19 protein-coding genes are annotated in these 17,955 nt (G+C 63.9%); 15 read left to right on the forward strand and 4 right to left on the reverse strand.

Annotated elements, in window-relative coordinates; genetic code table 11:
• Positions 1-121 precede the first annotated feature (121 nt).
• From OEZ49_RS16420 to pedF, 3 genes are all read right to left on the reverse strand, one after another.
• Entirely contained in the window at positions 122-649 is a 528-nt protein-coding gene (locus tag OEZ49_RS16420) for a CoxG family protein (protein ID WP_263389330.1), read from the reverse strand.
• An 85-nt stretch (positions 650-734) separates the two neighbouring features.
• Complete coding sequence (locus OEZ49_RS16425; RefSeq protein ID WP_263389331.1) at positions 735-1,634, reverse strand: substrate-binding periplasmic protein; 900 nt, start codon at positions 1,632-1,634, stop codon at positions 735-737.
• A gap of 13 nt (positions 1,635-1,647) precedes the next feature.
• On the reverse strand, positions 1,648-2,322 hold the full coding sequence (gene pedF / locus OEZ49_RS16430) for a cytochrome c-550 PedF (RefSeq protein ID WP_263389332.1): 675 nt from the start codon (positions 2,320-2,322) through the stop codon (positions 1,648-1,650).
• 159 nt (positions 2,323-2,481) lie between these two features.
• Here pedF and OEZ49_RS16435 point away from each other — a divergent pair, with 159 nt between their 5' ends.
• The 15 genes from OEZ49_RS16435 to pqqE all read left to right on the forward strand — a co-directional run bounded on the left by OEZ49_RS16435 (position 2,482) and on the right by pqqE (position 16,644).
• Positions 2,482-3,654 carry an ABC transporter substrate-binding protein gene (locus OEZ49_RS16435; RefSeq protein WP_263389333.1) on the forward strand — a complete coding sequence of 391 codons (1,173 nt, stop codon included), beginning with the start codon at positions 2,482-2,484 and terminating at the stop codon, positions 3,652-3,654.
• A 3-nt stretch (positions 3,655-3,657) separates the two neighbouring features.
• Entirely contained in the window at positions 3,658-4,614 is a 957-nt protein-coding gene (locus OEZ49_RS16440; RefSeq protein ID WP_263389334.1) for a YVTN family beta-propeller repeat protein, read from the forward strand.
• A 14-nt stretch (positions 4,615-4,628) separates the two neighbouring features.
• A complete protein-coding gene (locus tag OEZ49_RS16445) occupies positions 4,629-5,075 on the forward strand; it encodes a cupredoxin domain-containing protein (RefSeq protein WP_263389335.1) in 447 nt (148 codons plus the stop codon).
• Positions 5,072-5,791 carry an ABC transporter ATP-binding protein gene (locus OEZ49_RS16450; RefSeq protein ID WP_263389336.1) on the forward strand — a complete coding sequence of 240 codons (720 nt, stop codon included), beginning with the start codon at positions 5,072-5,074 and terminating at the stop codon, positions 5,789-5,791. The genes OEZ49_RS16445 and OEZ49_RS16450 overlap by 4 nt, the downstream gene beginning before the upstream one ends.
• Positions 5,788-6,579 (forward strand): ABC transporter permease, encoded by a 792-nt coding sequence (locus OEZ49_RS16455; RefSeq protein WP_263389337.1) that lies wholly within the window; start codon positions 5,788-5,790, stop codon positions 6,577-6,579. Before OEZ49_RS16450 ends, OEZ49_RS16455 begins: the two co-directional genes overlap by 4 nt.
• A gap of 113 nt (positions 6,580-6,692) precedes the next feature.
• Positions 6,693-7,100, forward strand: a complete 408-nt coding sequence (locus OEZ49_RS16460; protein ID WP_263389338.1) for a c-type cytochrome — start codon at positions 6,693-6,695, stop codon at positions 7,098-7,100.
• 290 nt (positions 7,101-7,390) lie between these two features.
• Positions 7,391-9,169 carry a PQQ-dependent methanol/ethanol family dehydrogenase gene (locus OEZ49_RS16465; RefSeq protein ID WP_263389339.1) on the forward strand — a complete coding sequence of 593 codons (1,779 nt, stop codon included), beginning with the start codon at positions 7,391-7,393 and terminating at the stop codon, positions 9,167-9,169.
• A 150-nt stretch (positions 9,170-9,319) separates the two neighbouring features.
• The gene (locus tag OEZ49_RS16470; protein WP_263389340.1) at positions 9,320-10,009 is read left to right on the forward strand and encodes a LuxR C-terminal-related transcriptional regulator; all 690 of its coding nucleotides are present in this window, start codon (positions 9,320-9,322) and stop codon (positions 10,007-10,009) included.
• A gap of 45 nt (positions 10,010-10,054) precedes the next feature.
• Positions 10,055-11,224 (forward strand): FIST N-terminal domain-containing protein, encoded by a 1,170-nt coding sequence (locus OEZ49_RS16475; protein WP_263389341.1) that lies wholly within the window; start codon positions 10,055-10,057, stop codon positions 11,222-11,224.
• 6 nt (positions 11,225-11,230) lie between these two features.
• Positions 11,231-13,456 (forward strand): hybrid sensor histidine kinase/response regulator, encoded by a 2,226-nt coding sequence (locus OEZ49_RS16480; RefSeq protein ID WP_263389342.1) that lies wholly within the window; start codon positions 11,231-11,233, stop codon positions 13,454-13,456.
• Positions 13,457-13,530: 74 nt separating this feature from the next.
• On the forward strand, positions 13,531-13,638 hold the full coding sequence (gene pqqA, locus OEZ49_RS16485) for a pyrroloquinoline quinone precursor peptide PqqA (RefSeq protein ID WP_263389343.1): 108 nt from the start codon (positions 13,531-13,533) through the stop codon (positions 13,636-13,638).
• Between the two features lie 27 nt (positions 13,639-13,665).
• Positions 13,666-14,553 (forward strand): pyrroloquinoline quinone biosynthesis protein PqqB, encoded by an 888-nt coding sequence (gene pqqB / locus OEZ49_RS16490; protein WP_263389344.1) that lies wholly within the window; start codon positions 13,666-13,668, stop codon positions 14,551-14,553.
• Entirely contained in the window at positions 14,550-15,275 is a 726-nt protein-coding gene (gene pqqC / locus OEZ49_RS16495) for a pyrroloquinoline-quinone synthase PqqC (RefSeq protein ID WP_263389345.1), read from the forward strand. The genes pqqB and pqqC overlap by 4 nt, the downstream gene beginning before the upstream one ends.
• A complete protein-coding gene (gene pqqD / locus OEZ49_RS16500; protein WP_164131754.1) occupies positions 15,272-15,559 on the forward strand; it encodes a pyrroloquinoline quinone biosynthesis peptide chaperone PqqD in 288 nt (95 codons plus the stop codon). Before pqqC ends, pqqD begins: the two co-directional genes overlap by 4 nt.
• Entirely contained in the window at positions 15,556-16,644 is a 1,089-nt protein-coding gene (gene pqqE, locus OEZ49_RS16505; protein ID WP_263389346.1) for a pyrroloquinoline quinone biosynthesis protein PqqE, read from the forward strand. Before pqqD ends, pqqE begins: the two co-directional genes overlap by 4 nt.
• Positions 16,645-16,650: 6 nt before the next feature.
• Here pqqE and OEZ49_RS16510 read toward each other — a convergent pair whose 3' ends face one another.
• Positions 16,651-17,940: an NAD(P)H-dependent oxidoreductase gene (locus OEZ49_RS16510; RefSeq protein ID WP_263389347.1), complete on the reverse strand. Its 1,290-nt coding sequence runs from the start codon at positions 17,938-17,940 to the stop codon at positions 16,651-16,653.
• Positions 17,941-17,955 lie beyond the last annotated feature (15 nt).

Consider the following 17,955-nt stretch of genomic DNA (forward strand, 5'->3'; position numbering starts at 1 on the left):
TGATCCCGCAAAAATCCACTCAACAACTCACGACCCTCAACCGTACCTACAACAGCACGACCGTTCACAGTCATCGAAATTGAAGCCATTCCTTCCTCCCTTCGAGATGCCTTTGCCCGGCTCAACCGCCAATCACGCGTTTGAACCAGCCTTTCTTCTTTTCACCATCCGGCGCCGTATCCGGCGCATTGCCATCGGGCTCGCCCGGCCCCTCAACCACCTCCTGAAAGCGGGTGAAGAACTGATCCGCCATCTTGCGGGCGAACCCGTCGATGATGCGGCTGCCCAGTTGCGCCAGCTTGCCGCCGACCTTGGCCTCGACGAGATAGTGCAGGATCGTGGAGCCGTCCGCGTTCTCTTCGAGCCGCACATTTGCGGCGCCCTTGGCAAATCCGGCGGCGCCGCCCTTGCCCTCGCCCGAGAGCGTCAGACTTTCGGGTTCCACCATATCCGACAGGACAACCGCGCCCTTGAAGGTCGCCTTTACCGGGCCGACCTTTTGCACCACGGTCGCCTCGAACCCGTCCGCGGCATTGCCGGACATCTCCTGGCAGCCCGGCACGCAATCCTTCAGCACTTCGGGGGACAGCAGTGCGGCCCAAACCGTGGCCCGATCGGCCGCAATCACCTTGGAGTCGCTCAGTTCCATGTCGTTCCGTCTCCGTCTGTTATGGCCTACGCTATGCGCCGCGGCCTGATTGTTCCATTCGACCTTGGGTGTAGATGCGCCCGATCTAGCGCAGCTCGGGGGCCGAGAATGTCAGCCCGTGGGTCTGAAAGATCCGGGCGATCCTCCCGTCCTGAATTCCGGTCAGGATCGCATCGTCCACCGCATAAGCCAGCGGGCGATAGGCGAAATGCACAGCCACCCCGACCGTCCAGCTGCCGACGCCAAAGCCGGGCAGTGGCGGCGTATGCACCCCGATCCCCTCGGCGGTGCCGAATTCGAGCTGGGCCAGCGGACCCATGGCGGCCTTGGTCTCGCCCGCTGCCAGCCCCGCCATCGCCGCCGCCATGTCGGGATAGCGGTGGATGTTGCCGCCCAGCTGCCCGCCCGGAAAGGAGGTCAGGTAGAAATCCGAAATAGAGTCGTTCTCGACCGCCACCGTATCGAAGCGGAAATAGGCCGGAACCGGCTTTTCCTCGGGATAGGCATCGGTCCGATAGGCGATTGCCACTTTCTCGACATGGTACTGGCCGGTGAACACGACCTGATCCACCCGGCAGGCATAGGTGCTGTCATAAGGGACATGCAGCATGACATTGGCCACCCTGCCGCCGACGACCGGCCCTTTCCAGACCCAGTTGCGCAGATCGGCATCGAGGTTCTCTCCGGCGGCGACCAGGTTGAAGCGCGCTTTGACCCCGAGGCTTTCGGCGATCAGGCGGCCGATCTCGATATCGACGCCGCGGGGCTTGCCGTTTTCCGCCCAGCTCCAGGGCGGGAAGTCCTCGTAGACCGCGAATTCGATCCAGCCCCGCTCTTGAATCTGGTCGAGGTCGGCGCCGACGATATCCCGGGCGGTGTTCTGTGGCCGGGCCTGCGGTACCACGTCCGAACAGCGCGTTTCAGCCAGGGCCGGGCCCGCAAGCCCGATCAGCATCAAGCCCAGAAAGACGCGCTGTCCGATCATCCGCGACCGCCCGTCAGTGCGCGGCCGACAGGCCGATGGTCAACGCCTCGGCCGCGCCGGTGAAATCCGGGCTGGCGCCCGAGATCAGTTCAGCTGCGCGCGAGGCCGCGCTGTCGGCGACCGGCGCGCCCGACGCGGTCCCGACCTTGCCGGCGATCTGCCACAGCTCCTCGGAGAGGGCCGACATATCGCCGCCACCGGCGGCAAGCACATCGCGGATTTCCTTGAGCCGCGGGTTGTACTCGTCGAGCGCCCCGTCATCTGGTCGGGTCTCGATATAGGTGCGGATGGCCCAGGCCGCCTTTTGCCCCAGAAGCTCGCCAAAGGCGGGCATCTTGGTGGTGCCGTTCTGGGTATAGCCGTCACGGAACCGTTCCACGAACCATTCATCACCATATTCGGCAGCCTCGAGATAGCGCAGGTCCGGCGCCAAACCGCCGGAGACGACGCCCAGCCCATGGCAGCGCGCGCAGTTCTGGTTGTAGCCCGAGTCTCCGATCGTGATCGCAGCCCGCCAAACCTCTTCGCCTGCGGCCTCGGCCCGATAGGGGTTCTCGATCAGCCATTCCTCGCCCACATCCGGCAGGGCGTCGGTGTTGACGGGCTGCGGCGCGACGTCGCCATGCGCCCAGGCCGTGCCCGCCCCCAGCACCATCGCGATTGCGCTGACCTTGATTGCGTCAAGCATCTTGGTTCCTCCAGTATCCTCACTCGGGGTCGGTGATAGCCCCTGATTTCCCTTGCCGGTATTCGACCTTGGTTTGATCCACCGGGGAATTGGGACTTTGGTCGAATAGGCGTGGGACGCACCGGGGGACTAGCTTTCCTTTGGGAGAGGACAGGACCGATGAAACAGCTTGCGAGATGCGCCGCCGGTTTGGTGTTTGGGCTGATGTCGCTGGCGGCGCAGGCCGAGGTGACTTTGTCTGCCGGATACCTGAAACAGGGGATCGAGGCGCCTGCGGTCCTGTCGAACCTCGACCCGGTACCGGAGACGCAAGGCGTGGATGGCGCGCAACTGGGCCTGGCCGACAACCAGAGCAGCGGCCGGTTTCTGGGGCATACCTATGCTCTGGAGGTTGCCGAGATCGCCCCGGGCGGCGACCTGCTGGCGGCGGCGCGAGGCCTGTTGACCGCGTCCCCATTCCTGCTACTCGATGCCCCCGCCGAGGATCTCCTGCGGGTGATCGACCTTCCCGAGGCGGCGGGCGCGATGATCTTCAACGTCTCCGCGCCCGACACGCGGTTGCGGGATGCCGATTGTCGGGCGAACCTGTTCCATACCCTCCCATCCGACGCGATGCGGGCGGATGCGCTGATGCAGGTGCTTCTTCGCAAGCGTTTTGCCAGGCTTGCGCTGGTCGCGGGCGAACATGCGGTGGACCGCGCCTTTGCCGATGCCCTGCGACGCTCGGCACAGAAATTCGGGCTGAAGCTGGTGGGGGAACGCGAGTGGCGTTTTGATGCCGACATGCGGCGCAACGCCAGCCAGGAGGTGCCGCTGTTCACTCAGGACCTGCCCGAGCATGACGTGCTGCTGGTAGCGGATGAGACAGGGGATTTTGGCCGCTACATCGCCTATAACACCTGGCTGCCGCGTCCCGTCGCCGGGTCCGAGGGGCTGGTGCCCGTGGCCTGGTCGCGGGTGGTTGAACAATGGGGCGCGGCGCAGTTGCAATCGCGGTTCCAAAAACTCACCCGGCGCGACATGCGCGACCGCGACTATGCCGCCTGGGCCGCCATGCGGGTGTTGGGCGAGGCGGTGACCCGCACCAACAGCGCCGATCCCGCAACCTTGCGCGCCTATATCCTGTCCGATGCCTTTGAACTGGCCGGGTTCAAGGGCCGCCCGATGAGCTTTCGCACCTGGAATGGCCAGTTGCGCCAGCCCATTCCGCTGGTCACCGACCGCGCGGTGGTGATGCAGGCCCCGGTCGAGGGCTTCCTGCACCAGCGCAACGAACTCGACACATTGGGCCTTGATGCGCCCGAATCCCGCTGCACCGCCTTTCAGGAGTGAACCATGAGGCTTGCCCCCCTCTTCTTGTCGCTATCCCTTGCCGCCCCCCTTGCCGCCGAAGAGATCTGGGTGACCAATGAAAAGGATGACACGATCAGCGTGATCGATGTCGCCACCCTGGAGGTGACACGCAGCATCCCCACTGGAGAGCGGCCGCGCGGGATCACTTTTTCCCACGATTTCAGCCGGGTCTATATCTGTGCGTCCGACAGTGACACGGTGCAGGTGATGGACCCCGAGACCGGGCAGATTCTGTTTGACCTGCCCTCGGGCGAGGACCCGGAACAATTCGTGCTGCACCCCGACGACCGCCATCTGTGGATCGCCAACGAGGATGACGCGGTGACAACCGTGGTCGATACCCAGAGCCGCACGGTGGTGGCGCAGATCGACGTGGGTATCGAGCCCGAGGGCATGGCGGTCAGCCCGGACGGACGGATCGTGATCACCACATCCGAGACCACCAACATGGCGCATTGGATCGACACCGAGACTCATGCGCTGTTCGCCAATACGCTGGTCGATGCCCGCCCGCGCCATGCCGAGTTCCTGCATGACGGGGCCGAATTGTGGGTCAGCTCGGAAATCGGTGGCACCGTGACCGTGTTCGACGTCGCCACCCAGACCGAGAAGGCCAAGATTGGCTTTGACATCCGTGGTGTGCACCCGGACCGGGTGCAGCCGGTAGGTTTCGAGGTGACGGCGGACGAAAAGACCGCCTTCGTCGCGCTGGGGCCGTCGAACCATGTCGCGGTGGTGGATACCGCCACCTATGAGGTCGAAGAGTACATCCTGGTGGGCCGCCGAGTCTGGCATATGGCGTTCAACAGCGACAAATCGCTCCTCTTCACCACCAATGGCGTTTCGGGGGATGTGACTGTGATCGACGTCGCCCGGCGCGCACCTGTCAAAACCATCAAGGTCGGGCGGTTCCCCTGGGGCGCCGCTTTGCGCCCGTAACGAAAGGACAGCCGATGATCAGACGCCTGCTTTGCGCTCTTGCCCTTACCTGTGTCGTGGCTGCCCCTGCCCTCGCGGATGGTGACAACCGTGGCTATGGCCTGGCCGGTATCCTGTCGGCCTCGAACAAGGAGGACCTGTCGCCAATCATCCTCTCGGCTGGGGAGCCGCTGTCCGAGGCGCCGTGGGAGTTGCGTTCGGGCTCCTATTACGAGTTCGAGATCCAGGGTGACGGCAGCCAGGAGCTTGGCCTGGTCGGGCCCGAGTTCTTTCGCGCCATCTGGATCGACGAGATCGTGGTCGAGGGGCTGGAAATTCGCCCGCTGGGGCTCGATTCGATCGAGTTTGACGAGGCGGGCGTGATGGAGATTGGGTTTGTCGCGATCAAGCCGGGGCAGTATTACCTGAAAGTGCCGGGCAGCACCGGCGACACCCAAAGGCTGGAGATCACCATCAAGTGACAGGATTGACGGTCCGCAACCTGAGCTACAGCTACGGGTCCCGGCGGGCGCTGGACGACGTGAGCTTTGACGTCGGGCCGGGCCGGTTCGCGGCGCTCCTGGGGCCGAACGGGGCCGGTAAATCGACCTTGTTTTCCCTTCTGACGCGGCTTTTCACGGCGCGCGACGGCGGAATCGAAATTGCCGGTCACGATCTGGCGCGCAATCCGCGCGCGGCGCTGGCTCGGATCGGTGTCGTGTTTCAACAGCCCACGCTGGATCTCGACCTGACGGTGCGGCGCAATCTCAGCTATTTCGCGGCGCTGCACGGGCTGTCCGGGCGCGAAGCGAGCAGCCGCATCGACGCGGCGCTGGAACGGTTGGGCATGGCCGAGCGCGCGCAGGAGCGTGCGCGCGACCTGAACGGCGGCCACCGGCGCCGGACCGAGATCGCGCGCTGTCTGATCCACGCGCCATCGGTTCTGCTGTTGGACGAGCCGACCGTGGGACTGGATGCAGCCAGCCGCAAGGCGATCACCGATCATGTACACGACCTCTCGCGCGACAGCGGACTGACCGTGCTCTGGGCCACGCATCTGACCGACGAGATCGAGGACAGCGACCACCTGCTGATTCTGCATCACGGGCGGCTGTTGCAGGAGGGTCTGGCCGGTGAACTGCGCGGCTCGCAAGGGTTGCGGGATCATTTCCTGAAACAGACCGCAGGCCCGCCATGAGGCATGCTGTTATCGCACTCAACGCCATCGTCCTGCGCGAGGCGCAGCGGTTCGTCCGGCAACGGGGCCGGTTCGTGGCGGCGCTGGTGCGGCCGCTGATCTGGCTTCTGGTCTTTGCGGCGGGGTTCCGGGCGGCCCTGGGCCTGTCGATCGCACCGCCCTATCAGACCTATATCACCTACGAGGTCTACATCGTGCCGGGGTTGTGCGGCATGATCCTGCTGTTCAACGGCATGCAATCCAGCCTGAGCCTGGTCTATGACCGCGAGATGGGTTCGATGCGGCTGTTGCTGACCGCACCGCTGCCGCGCTGGTGGCTGCTTTTTTGCCGGTTGGTGGCATCGACGGCAATCTCGATCCTGCAAGCCTATACGTTTCTGGCCGTGGCGGCGGCATTTGGCATCCGCATGCCCCTGGTGGGCTATCTGGCGGTGCTGCCCGCGCTGGCGGGGGCGGGCATCATGCTGGGCGCGCTGGGGTTGGCGCTGTCCTCGCTGATCAAGCAGTTGGAGAATTTCGCCGGGGTGATGAACTTTGTGATCTTCCCAATGTTCTTTCTGTCCACCGCGCTCTACCCGCTGTGGAAGATGGCCGAAAGCTCGACAGTGTTGCGGGACATCTGCGCCGTGAACCCGTTTACCCACTCGGTCGAGTTCATTCGCTTTGCCCTTTATGGCCAGTTCAACGGCCCGGCGCTTGGCTGGACCGTTCTGGCCGGGGCGATCTTCTTTGTCCTGGCGGTCTGGGGCTATGACCCGGCGCGTGGCCTGCTGCGGCGCAAGGGCTGAGTGCCGAGCTACGACCAAAGAACAAAGGAAAGTTCCGGCCCCTGTTGCTATGGGTCGGGACGGAAACGCGCGACACGGACCGCCTTGGCGGAGACTTCATTCAGGAGAGTCAGATGAAATCCGTTCCTTTCGCGCTTGCCGCCTTGCTGCTGGCAACTCCCGGCTTTGCCGATACCAAGTTCGACCAGATCAAGATCGGCGCCGGTGCCGCCCTGTTCGATGCCGAATGCCGCCGCTGCCATGCGTCGGACACCACTCATGACAGCTATGGCCCGCCGCTGGAAAACGTGGTCGGGCGCGGTGCGGGCACCTATCCCGACTATGATTATTCCATCGCGCTCGAAGCTTCGGGCATCGTCTGGACTCCGGCGGCCCTGCGCGCCTGGATGGAAGACAACAGCGGCTTTATGCCCGGCACCAAGATGCGCCACGTCGGGATCGAAGACCGCACCGTGCAGGATTTTATCCTGGCCTATCTGGGCAGTATCTCGCAACGCGATCCAAAGAAGATCTCGGACTGACATGCGCGAAACGGTCGGCGCCAAAAGGCGCCGGCGCAATTTATTTTTCCACTTTATATCAGATCACTACAAGTCATAATTTGCGCGCCACTTAAACTTTTGAGAGCGCACTTGACGACCGAAACACGCACATCGGCCGTGCCTTTTCGCCCGCCGAGTAACCGCCCCAAGCTGACCCTACGACCTTTGTTCAATTTCCCGCGAACCCGTTCGTTCCAATAATGCCGGACAGCCAAACGCCCGGTCTCTCGGGTTGATCCGGCTAGGAGAGGATGCAAGGGAGGATAATGATGAATCGTTTTGTCATGGCCGCAGCCGCAGGGCTGATCGCGGCCGCTGGCTGGCAGTCCGGCGCACTGGCCGCCGGTGTCACCGAAGAGGACCTGGCCAACGACCAGGCAATCACCACCAGCGTGCTGACCAACGGGATGGGGCGCAACCTGCAACGCTACAGCCCGCTCGACACGCTCAACAAAAGCAACGTCAAGAACCTGATGCCCGCCTGGGCCTTCAGCCTGGGTGGAGAGAAGCAGCGCGGGCAGGAAACCCAGCCGCTGATCCATGACGGGGTGATGTATATCACCGGCTCTTACAGCCGGATGTATGCCATCGACGTCAATACCGGCGAAGAGCTCTGGCAATACGATGCCCGCCTGCCCGAAGGGATCCTGCCCTGTTGCGACGTGATCAACCGGGGCGGCGCCATCTATGGCGACAAGATCTATTTCGGCACGCTCGACGCCCGTATCGTGGCGCTGGATCTGAAAACCGGCGATGTCGTCTGGAACAAGAAGATCGCCGATTACAAGGCAGGTTACTCCTATACCGCCGCGCCGCTGATCGTGAAGGGGCTGGTGATCACCGGCAACTCGGGCGGTGAGTTCGGCATCGTGGGCGAGGTACAGGCGCGCGACGCCGAAACCGGTGAGATGGTCTGGACCCGTCCGGTGATCGAGGGCCACATGGGCACGTTCAAGGGCCAGGAAAGCACCATGACCGGCACGCTGAACGCCAGCTGGCCGGGCGACATGTGGAAGACAGGCGGCGGCGCCACCTGGCTGGGCGGCTCTTATGACGCCGAAACCGACACGCTGGTCTTTGGCGCGGGCAACCCCGCCCCCTGGAACAGCTGGCTGCGCGACGCGGGCCAGGACAATTCCGGCAAGGGCGACAACCTCTATGCCGCCAGCCGTATCGGCATCAACCCCGACAACGGCGAGATCAAGTGGCATTTCCAGACCACCCCGCGCGAGGGTTGGGACTATGACGGTGTGAACGAGGTCGTGGCCTATACCGACCGCGACGGCAACAAGCGCTGGGCCACCGCCGACCGCAACGGGTTCTTCTACGTGTTGAATCGCGAGGATGGCAAGTTCGTGCGCGGCGCACCGTTCGTCAAGGATATCACCTGGGCTTCGGGCCTGGATGAGAACGGCCGCCCGATCTTCAACGAAGACAACCGTCCGGGCAACCCGGCAGCGGCGGCCGATGGCGCCAAGGGCGAAGTGATCTTTGCCTCTCCCTCGTTCCTGGGTGGCAAGAACTGGATGCCGATGGCCTTCAGCCAGAAGACCGGCAACTTCTATGTGCCCTCGAACGAATGGGGCATGGACATCTGGAACGAGCCGACCACCTACAAGAAGGGCGCGGCCTATATGGGCGCGGGCTTTACCATCAAGCCCAACTACGAGGACCATATCGGCAGCCTTAAGGCAATCGACCCGGATACCGGCGAGGTGAAGTGGGAGTTCAAGAACGACGCCCCGCTCTGGGCCGGCGTGATGACCACTGCCGGCGGGCTGGTGTTCACCGGTACGCCCGAGGGCAAGTTCATCGCCTTTGACGACGAGACAGGCGAGATCCTGTGGTCGTTCCAGACCGGCTCGGGTATCGTGGGCCAGCCGGTCACCTGGGAGATGGGCGGCGAGCAATATGTCTCGGTCATCTCCGGCTGGGGTGGCGCGGTGCCGCTCTGGGGGGGCGAGGTCGCCAAGAAGGTCAACTATCTCAACCAGGGCGGCACGCTCTGGACCTTCAAGCTGCCCAAGCAGCTTGCTGCGGCCAACTGAGCCACACGCGAAAAAAGAACAGGACCGCGCGCCGACCGAGGCGCGCGTTTCCTTTTGCCCGCTGAAAATCCGAACATTCGACCTTTGGCCAATGGTCATTCCGCCTCGCCTTGGTACACTCGGGATATGAACAGACCTATGGCCAGTCCCATGCAGATCCCAGCTTCCGCCCCTGCGGCGCGTACTTTCTCCTCGGCATTGATCGTCGACGATCATCCGCTGTTCTGCGATGCGCTGTCGATGACGCTGCAAGCGGTATCGGGCATTCGCAAGGTGGATACGGAATCGCGGCTTGAAGACGCGCTGGGGTTTCTGGTCAGCAAGGGCAAGCCGGATCTCATCATTCTAGACCTCAACCTGCCGGACGTGGACGGGTTGGAGGGCGTGGTGAGGATGCGCACCGCGGCCAAGGCGCCGGTGATCGTGGTTTCCTCATTGACCGACAGCCGGGTGATATCCGGGGTTGTCAGTGCGGGCGCCTCTGGTTTTGTTCCCAAGCATTCCCAGCGCGATGTGTTCCGCATCGCCGTCGAAAGGGTGGCACAGGGCGAGGTCTTTGTCCCCGATGGGTATCAGAAGCTTGCCAGAGAGGATGCAGAAGGCCCCGCCGTCGACGACGCGATCGAGCGGCTTTCGGCGCTGACCAACCAGCAGGCCCGGATCTTGCAGCTTGTGTGTGAGGGCAAGCTGAACAAGCAGATTGCCTATGACCTGTCGATTGCCGAGACAACGGTCAAGGCGCATGTCACCGCGATCATGCGCAAACTGGGCGTTCAAAGCCGCACGCAGGCGGTGCTTATCGCCAAGAAAACCAGTTTTTCGAGTTTCTTGTCAGAGTGATGGAAACACGCGTAACCTGCCTAGCAGGTTACCAGGGAGGAGCCATTGGACCTAACGCAAGGTCCTGAACCGGAGGCACAGGCCGGGCGGGCGGTTTTGCGCACCGCTTCGGTTCGGCATGACGTTCCCGAATCGCTTCGCGTGCTGGCGGACAGGATCGACGATGGCGATCTGGAGCTGGTAATTCTGTTTGTCAGCCCCGAGGCCGACGCGCGCCAGGTTCTCAAGGATGCGGCCGAAGCCCTGCCCGGGATACGGGTCGTCGGCTGCACCACCGCGGGCGAGATTTCGGCCGAGGGATATACCGAAGGCGAAATCGTGGCTATCGGATTTCCCAAAGAGAATTTTCGGATCGAAACCGGGATTATCGCTAAGTTGTCCGACTATGACGTCCAGTCGATGGTCGACCGAATGATCCAGACGCGCAACGATCTGGCGGCCTCGCGCCCGGATTGGCGGTACGAGTTCAACTTCCTTCTGGTCGATGGCCTGTCCACGCTGGAGGACAAGCTGGCCTCCGATCTTGCCATGGGTTTGGGCCCAGTCCAGATGTTCGGGGGGTCCGCAGGGGATGGCGAGACCTTTCAAAAGACCCTGGTATTCCACGAAGGTCAGGCGCACAGCGATGCGGCGGTGCTGATGCAGGTGCGCACCCGCTGCCCGATCCAGGTGTTCAAGACCGATCACCTGATCCCGTCCGAGCAGCGCATGGTCGTGACGGGCGCAGACCCGGTGCGCCGCACAGTGCATGAGATCAACGCCGAACCCGCCGCGCGTGAATACGCGCGCATTCTGGGCAAGGACCCCGAGCAGTTGACCACGTTTACCTTCGCGGCGCATCCGGTCGTAGTACGCATCGGCGGCCAGCATCACGTCCGGTCGATCCAGCGAGTGGCCGAGAACGGCGATCTGGTGTTCTTTTCGGCCATAGACGAAGGGCTGGTCCTGACGCTGGCCCATACCCGCGACATGCCCGAGCACCTGGGCGAGGAAATGGCGCGATTGTCGAGGGATGGCGCGCCCGCTGTCATTCTGGGCTGCGACTGCCTGCTGCGCCGGCTGGAAGCCCAGGAGAACCAGGTGATCAACAAGCTTTCGGAAATCCTGCGCGCAAACAAGGTTGTCGGCTTTTCGACCTATGGCGAACAGTTCAATTCCATGCATGTCAACCAGACACTGACCGGAGTTGCGATCTATCCGCCCGAAGAGGTTTGAACCGGCATGACCGCGTCCCTGATCAATCCCAACGACACGCCGGAACGGCAGATCGAGAAATTGACCAAGATCAACGCCGCCCTGATGCGCCGGGTCGAGCAAGCGGTGGACGCGTCCGGGGCCGCCTATGCACAGTTCGAACGCGCCGCCCTGCTGGAGGAGGAGGTCCGCAACCGGACCCGGGATCTGGAGCGGGCGCTGGACCTGCTCAACGACTCGAACGCCCGTCTGGCCGAAGCCAACCGCGCCACGGAAGAGGCCCGTTCGAACCTGGCCAACGCGATCGAGACGGTGCAGGAAGGATTTGCGCTGTTCGATCCCGACGAGCGGCTGGTGATGTGCAACTCGCGCTTTGGCCTGCACATGCCCGATATCCGCGACGGGTTTCGCCCCGGCATCTCGTTCCGCCAGTATGTCGATCTTGTCAGTGGTTCGCGTTACCTGTCGCTGCCCGAGAACATGACCTCGACACAGTGGGCCGAGGGACGGATGCGCCGTCACCAGGACGACCATGTCATCTTCAACGTGCGGATCGTGGGAAGCCGCTGGGTTCAGGTCAGCGAGCACCGAACCCCGGACGGCGGCACAGTGATCCTGCAAACCGATATCAGCGACATCATGCGGCTGGAGCGGCTGGAACGCGAACGGATGCTGGACGATCAGGCGCGGCTGATCCGCGCCACTCTGGAGCATCTCGACCAGGGTGTCTGCATCTTCAACAACCAGGCGCGTCTGGCCGGCTGGAATCAGCGCGTGGGCGAGATGCTATCGATCCCCGTGCGCAAGTTCTCGATGGGGATGGGGTTCTTTTCGCTGTTCGAGGGATTCGCACAGGTTTCGTCCTATTCCAGCGGCATCACACAAGAAGATATTCGGGCGTGGGTGACATCGACCGAAACCCGCCCTGCAATCAGTTTCGAGATCTGGCAGGGGCAGAACAAGACCCTGTCGGTTCACGCACAGGAGATGCCGGACAAGGGGTTCGTGATCTCCTTCAGCGATGTTTCGGCGGAACGGGCAGCCGTGCGGGCAATCCAGCAGGCCAATGAAATGCTCGAGGCGCGGGTGGCCGAGCGCACGCTGGAACTGGCCGATGCCCTGTCCGAGGCGGAGCGGGCGAATGCGTCGAAATCTCGGTTCGTCGCGGCGGCCAGCCATGACCTGTTACAACCGCTGTCGGCGGCCAAGCTCTATATCGCGTCGATCGAGCCGGGCCAGAACCCGGACCAGACCCATGTGATCGCCGAAAAAGCGCGCCGCTCGCTGGATAGCGTCGAGACGATACTCGAGGCGCTGCTGGACATCTCGACGCTGGATTCAGGCAAGGCCGAAGTCCATCGCGCGCCGGTCTCGCTGGGCCATATCCTGGCCCAACTGGCCGAGGAACTGGGACCGACGGCGCGGGCCAAGGGGCTGGATCTGCGGGTGGTTCCGACCGACGCAGTTGTTCTGTCGGATTACACCTACCTGCGCCGCATCGCTCAGAACCTGATCGGCAACGCGATCCGCTACACATCGCGCGGCAAGATCCTGGTCGGCGTGCGGCACAGGGCGCATTCGGTGCGGCTCGAAATCTGGGATACCGGCCCCGGCATCGCCCCGGAACAGCGCGACATCATCTTTCGTGAGTTCCAACGCCTGGAATCCGCCGCCTCGGCCGCCGAGGGAATGGGGCTGGGGCTGGCCATCGTTGAACGGGCCTGTGCCCTGCTGGGGCACCCTCTGGACCTTGTCTCGACCGTCGATCGCGGGTCGGGATTCCTGGTCGAGCTTGCGATCTCGCACGCACCTGATTTCAGCGGGCTGGTTTCGAACCGCAACAGCAGCAGGAATGAAACCGGCCTTGGCGGGCTGATCGTGCTGCTGATCGAAAACGACCGCGATTTGCGCAATGCCATGACGGTTGCCATGGAAGCCTGGGATGTCTGTGTCCTGCCGGTCGCAAGCGGCGACGAGGCAATGGACCTCATCGGCACCGAAGGTATCCTGCCGGATGCGATCATCGCGGACTGGCAACTGGACAGCGGCGCGTTGGGGACCGATGTCCTGGCCCGGATCGAGACGCAAATCGGTGCTGTGCCGTCCTGCGTCATCACGGCGTCGCGAACCCCCACGATCATCGAGACCTGCGCCAGGCAGGGTTGGCAGTTGTTCCACAAACCCGTCGCGGCCGAAGCCCTGCGGTCCTTTCTGTCCTCGGTGTCCCAGTCCATCCGCCAGCCTCTGCCCTAAGACCAAAGGAGAATATGCCCGAGAGGGATGCTGGGCTAGTCTGAGGTGAGACAACCAGCCAGTGGAGGTGAAAAATGGCCTGGACAGCACCCAAGACTCGCGAAGTGAACTGCGGCATGGAAATCAACATGTACGCCCCGGCAGAGGACGAAGGCGGCCGCGGCGCCGACCCCCTGTTCTAATCATTCCGACTGCGGAGGCCCGGGCAGATGCACATCATCGTACTGGGTGCCGCGGCCGGAGGTGGCCTGCCGCAATGGAATTGCGGTTGTGCCAATTGCAACGATGCGCGCGCCGGACGGCTCAGGCCGTCCGGCCAATCGTCTTTGGCGGTATCCGCCGATGGCGAACACTGGTCGATCCTGAACGCCTCGCCCGACATCCGGCAGCAGATGCTGGACACCCCTGCCCTGCATCCACGGGGTCTCAGGGGGTCGTCGGTGGCTTCGGTACTTGTCACTAACGGCGACATCGACCATATCGCGGGCCTTCTGTCTTTGCGCGAACAGACCCCGTTTAGCCTGTTCGCCACCGGCGAGATCCACGCGGTTCTGGACGGGAACCGCATCTTTGACGCGGTCTCGCATGACAAGGTTACGCGCCAGACCGTGTCCCTCGACATGCCGTTTGCCCTTCACAAGGGGCTTGAGGCGACGCTGTTCGCGGTCCCGGGCAAGGTTCCGCTGTTCCTGGAGGGCGAGAGCGTCGACACCGGCCTGATCGGCGAACAGACGGTCGGGCTGCGCCTGTCCGACGGGCGATCCGTTGCCTACTACATCCCCGGCTGCGCCTATGTGCCCGACGACCTGCTGAGCCGGCTGGCGGATGCCGATCACCTTCTGTTCGACGGCACGCTCTGGGACGACGACGAGATGATCCGCAGCGGCACTGGGGTAAAGACCGGGCGCCGGATGGGCCATATCTCGATCTCTGGCCCCGAAGGGTCGATCGCCCGGCTGGCGACTATCCCCGCGCGCAAGACCTTTGTGCATATCAACAACACCAACCCGGTCTGGCGCCCCGGCAGCGGCGAACGGGCCCATGTGGAACGTCACGGCTGGCAGGTTGCACAGGACGGAATGGAGATTATGACATGAGCCGCGAAAGCCTTGAAACCCGCCTGCGCGCCATCGGCGCCGAACGCTACCACGACAGGCATCCGTTTCATCACCGGTTGCATGGCGGTCAATGCACACCGGATCAGGTGCGCGCCTGGGTGATCAACCGCTGGGCCTATCAGGCGGCAATCCCGATGAAGGACGCTGCCTTCATGTCGCGCTGCACCGACCCCAATATCCGCCGCGAATGGCGCTCGCGGATCGAGGATCACGATGGCGGTGTCACCGAGGGCGGCGGCCTCAGGCGCTGGTTGAAACTGGCCGAGGCTGTGGGGCTCGACCCTGATTACGTGGCCTCTGGCGCGGGCATCCTGCCCGCCACCCGTTTCGCGGTCGAGGCCTATGTTCACTATGTGCGCGAACAACCCCTGCTTCAGGCGGTCGCCTCCTCGCTGACCGAGCTCTTTGCTCCGAAGATCCACGAGAACCGGATCGAGGGTCTGTTGAAACACTATGACTTCGCCAATGACAGCAGCCTCAGCTATTTCCGCAAGCGCCTGACCGAAGCACCGAAAGACGTGGCCTATGGGCTGAAATGGGTGCTGGACCATGCCGACACGCCCGAGAAAGAGGACATGGCCTGCGCGGCGCTGGTGTTCAAGACCGATGTGCTCTGGGCGCAGCTCGACGCACTCTGGGGCGCTTATGTCGACGGTCATGTGCCACCTGGGGCCTGGCGCCCCGGCGAGGGCATGGCATGACACTGGCGCTTGCTCCAGGTGACCGACCGTACCTGCCGCGCGGCGTCCGGATGCGGCCCGATCACGTGCGCGGCGGTCAGGTGCTGCTGGCCCCGGAAAAGGCGGTGGCGCTCGACCCCATCGGCGAGGCGATCCTGAGCCGGGTAAACGGCCAGGCAAGTTTTGCCGAGATCGTCGATGACCTGGCCGCGACATACAGCGCGCCCCGCGCGCAGATCGAGGGCGATGTGCAGACCTTTCTGCAAGGGCTGCGCGCCCGCGTGTTCCTGATGGTGCGGCCATGACAGCACCGCCCCCCATCGCGATGCTGGCCGAGCTGACCCATCGTTGCCCGCTGTCATGCCCCTATTGCTCGAACCCGGTCAAGATGGTTAGCCGCCAGGCGGAACTGGCCACCGAGGTCTGGGCCGACGCGTTCCGCCAGGCGGCGGAATTGGGCGTGCTGCAACTGCACCTGTCAGGCGGCGAGCCGGCCTCGCGCCCCGATCTGCCTGAGTTGACCCGCGCGGCGCATGAGGCGGGGCTTTATACCAACCTGATCACCAGCGGGATCGGGCTGACACCCAACCGGCTCGACGCGCTGGAGGCGGCGGGGCTGGATCATATCCAGCTGTCACTGCAAGGGACGCGGGCCGATCTGGCCGACCGGATCGGCGGCTACAAGGGCGGATTTGCGCGCAAGATGGCCGTTGCGCAGGAGATCAAGGCGCGGGGCATCCCCTTGACGCTCAACGCGGTGATGCACGGGCACAATCTGGACGATCTCGACCGCACCATCGAGATGGCGGTCGAACTGGGGGCGCGGCGGCTTGAAGTGGCCTGTGTCCAGTTTCACGGCTGGGCGACCCGGAACCGTGCCGCCCTGCTGCCCACCCGCGAACAAACAGAGGCGACCAAGCGCAAGGTGGCCGAGGCCGAGGCGCGCTTGCGCGGCACGCTGGCGTTTGATTTCGTGCCGCCGGATTACTATTCGGACTTCCCCAAGTCCTGTATGGGCGGCTGGGGATCAGCGGGGCTGAACATCGCGCCGGACGGCAAGGTCCTTCCCTGCCACGCCGCCGAGACCATTCCGCACCTCCGGTTCGAGCGCATCACCGAGCGGAACCTGCGCGACATCTGGTATGACAGCGATGCGTTCAACGCCTATCGCGGCACGGACTTCCTGCCCGAGACCTGCCGCAGTTGCGAACGCGTGACCGTCGATTTCGGCGGATGCCGGTGCCAGGCGCTGGCCATCGCCGGAGATGCGGCGGCCACCGATCCGATCTGCCGCAAATCGCCGGATCACCACCGGGTCACCACGATGCTGGAGGACGCCATGCGCGACGCCGAAGGAGCGGAGTTTACCTATCGCGTCGCCCCGCGCTGACGTCTGCTAGCCGCTCTGGCAACTCAGGTAGAGGTCGAGCACGGGATCGTCGGCAAGGTCAACATCCGCCAGCCTCAGGACCTCACCCGCCGCAACATCGCGGCGCAACCGCAGCCCATGGGCCAGCCCGATCGGCAAGGCATCCGCCGCCCGTGCGATCGGCTGCGCCTTGCCCCAGACGGTATAGCCGCCTTCGCCATCCAGCATCTCGCCCGCTTTCAGCCCCCGCTTGGCGACGCTGGCAACCGTTCCCCGCATCTCGCGCGCCATGCCGGTAGGTTCGCCCCGCAGCGCCGCCGAGAGGACCGAGACCGACAGTTCCAGCCCGATCAGGTGAAAGGGCTTGTACATCGCCGCAAAACGCCCCGTGCTGTCCGTGGGCAACCCGTACTGCCGGAAACAGGCAGCAGCATAGTCGTTTGGCGCCTCAAGCACCACATAGACGCCCCAGCGCAGATCGCGATAGACCGGCCGCCCGTCCCGTTCGAGCGAGGAGATCGTCTCGACCATGCCGACGCGATCCAGTTGCCCGCCCAACTCGCGTGGGCGCAGCACATGCGCCAGGTCGTCGACCCCGCAGGGTGGAAAGAACAGTCCCTGATCCGGCACATCCAACCCGCAGGCATTGGCGATGGCGACCATCTCGATGGCGCTTTTGGTGCCATCCAGGAAAGAGTTGAACATCTTGGGGTTCATGCCCGCCCGCGCCGCCTCCTCGGCGGTCAGGCCATAGTGGTCCCAGACCTCATCCGGGGTCACGGTATGATAGGTGGGCAGGTATTTTGTGCCCTTGCCCGCCGCCGCGACACGAAACCCTGTCGCCCGCGCCCAATCGATCATTTCCGCGACCAGCGCCGGCTGGTCACCATAGGCCATGGAATAGACCGTTCCGGCCGCGCGCGCGGCGCGCGCCAGCGCCGGGCCGGCCAGAACATCCGCCTCGACATTGACCATCACGACATGCTTGCCCCCGGCAATGGCGGCCTGTGCATGAGCGATTCCCGCGCGCGGATCACCGGTGGCCTCGATGATCACTTCGACATCGTCCCGTACCGCAAGGGCGCGACCATCCTCGACAAAAGCGGTATCGGCGATGCGCTCCTCGCTCCAGCCCACGGCGCGGCAGGCCGCGCGAGCGTGGTCCAGGTCCTGATCGGCAATCGCGCTCACCCGGAGACCCGCGATTGTCGGCACCTGGCCAAGGAACATCGAGCCGAATTTCCCCGCGCCGATCAGGGCGGCGGTCACGGGGTTTCCCGCTTCAGCGCGCTCAGCGGCCAGTCTTGCAAGATTCATGCGCTCTCCTCCCTG

This window comes from Ruegeria marisflavi (assembly GCF_025673445.1).
GTDB lineage: Bacteria > Pseudomonadota > Alphaproteobacteria > Rhodobacterales > Rhodobacteraceae > Ruegeria_B > Ruegeria_B marisflavi.

Excerpts from the sequence above, each read along its gene's own strand:
- OEZ49_RS16420 (WP_263389330.1), bottom strand. The coding sequence starts at position 649 with ATGGAACTGAGCGACTCCAAGGTGATTGCGGCCGATCGGGCCACGGTT.
- OEZ49_RS16425 (WP_263389331.1), bottom strand. The coding sequence starts at position 1,634 with ATGATCGGACAGCGCGTCTTTCTGGGCTTGATGCTGATCGGGCTTGCG.
- pedF (WP_263389332.1), bottom strand. The coding sequence starts at position 2,322 with ATGCTTGACGCAATCAAGGTCAGCGCAATCGCGATGGTGCTGGGGGCG.
- OEZ49_RS16435 (WP_263389333.1), top strand. The coding sequence starts at position 2,482 with ATGAAACAGCTTGCGAGATGCGCCGCCGGTTTGGTGTTTGGGCTGATG.
- OEZ49_RS16440 (WP_263389334.1), top strand. The coding sequence starts at position 3,658 with ATGAGGCTTGCCCCCCTCTTCTTGTCGCTATCCCTTGCCGCCCCCCTT.
- OEZ49_RS16445 (WP_263389335.1), top strand. The coding sequence starts at position 4,629 with ATGATCAGACGCCTGCTTTGCGCTCTTGCCCTTACCTGTGTCGTGGCT.
- OEZ49_RS16455 (WP_263389337.1), top strand. The coding sequence starts at position 5,788 with ATGAGGCATGCTGTTATCGCACTCAACGCCATCGTCCTGCGCGAGGCG.
- OEZ49_RS16460 (WP_263389338.1), top strand. The coding sequence starts at position 6,693 with ATGAAATCCGTTCCTTTCGCGCTTGCCGCCTTGCTGCTGGCAACTCCC.
- OEZ49_RS16465 (WP_263389339.1), top strand. The coding sequence starts at position 7,391 with ATGAATCGTTTTGTCATGGCCGCAGCCGCAGGGCTGATCGCGGCCGCT.
- OEZ49_RS16470 (WP_263389340.1), top strand. The coding sequence starts at position 9,320 with ATGCAGATCCCAGCTTCCGCCCCTGCGGCGCGTACTTTCTCCTCGGCA.
- OEZ49_RS16480 (WP_263389342.1), top strand. The coding sequence starts at position 11,231 with ATGACCGCGTCCCTGATCAATCCCAACGACACGCCGGAACGGCAGATC.
- pqqA (WP_263389343.1), top strand. The coding sequence starts at position 13,531 with ATGGCCTGGACAGCACCCAAGACTCGCGAAGTGAACTGCGGCATGGAA.
- pqqB (WP_263389344.1), top strand. The coding sequence starts at position 13,666 with ATGCACATCATCGTACTGGGTGCCGCGGCCGGAGGTGGCCTGCCGCAA.
- pqqC (WP_263389345.1), top strand. The coding sequence starts at position 14,550 with ATGAGCCGCGAAAGCCTTGAAACCCGCCTGCGCGCCATCGGCGCCGAA.
- pqqD (WP_164131754.1), top strand. The coding sequence starts at position 15,272 with ATGACACTGGCGCTTGCTCCAGGTGACCGACCGTACCTGCCGCGCGGC.
- pqqE (WP_263389346.1), top strand. The coding sequence starts at position 15,556 with ATGACAGCACCGCCCCCCATCGCGATGCTGGCCGAGCTGACCCATCGT.
- OEZ49_RS16510 (WP_263389347.1), bottom strand. The coding sequence starts at position 17,940 with ATGAATCTTGCAAGACTGGCCGCTGAGCGCGCTGAAGCGGGAAACCCC.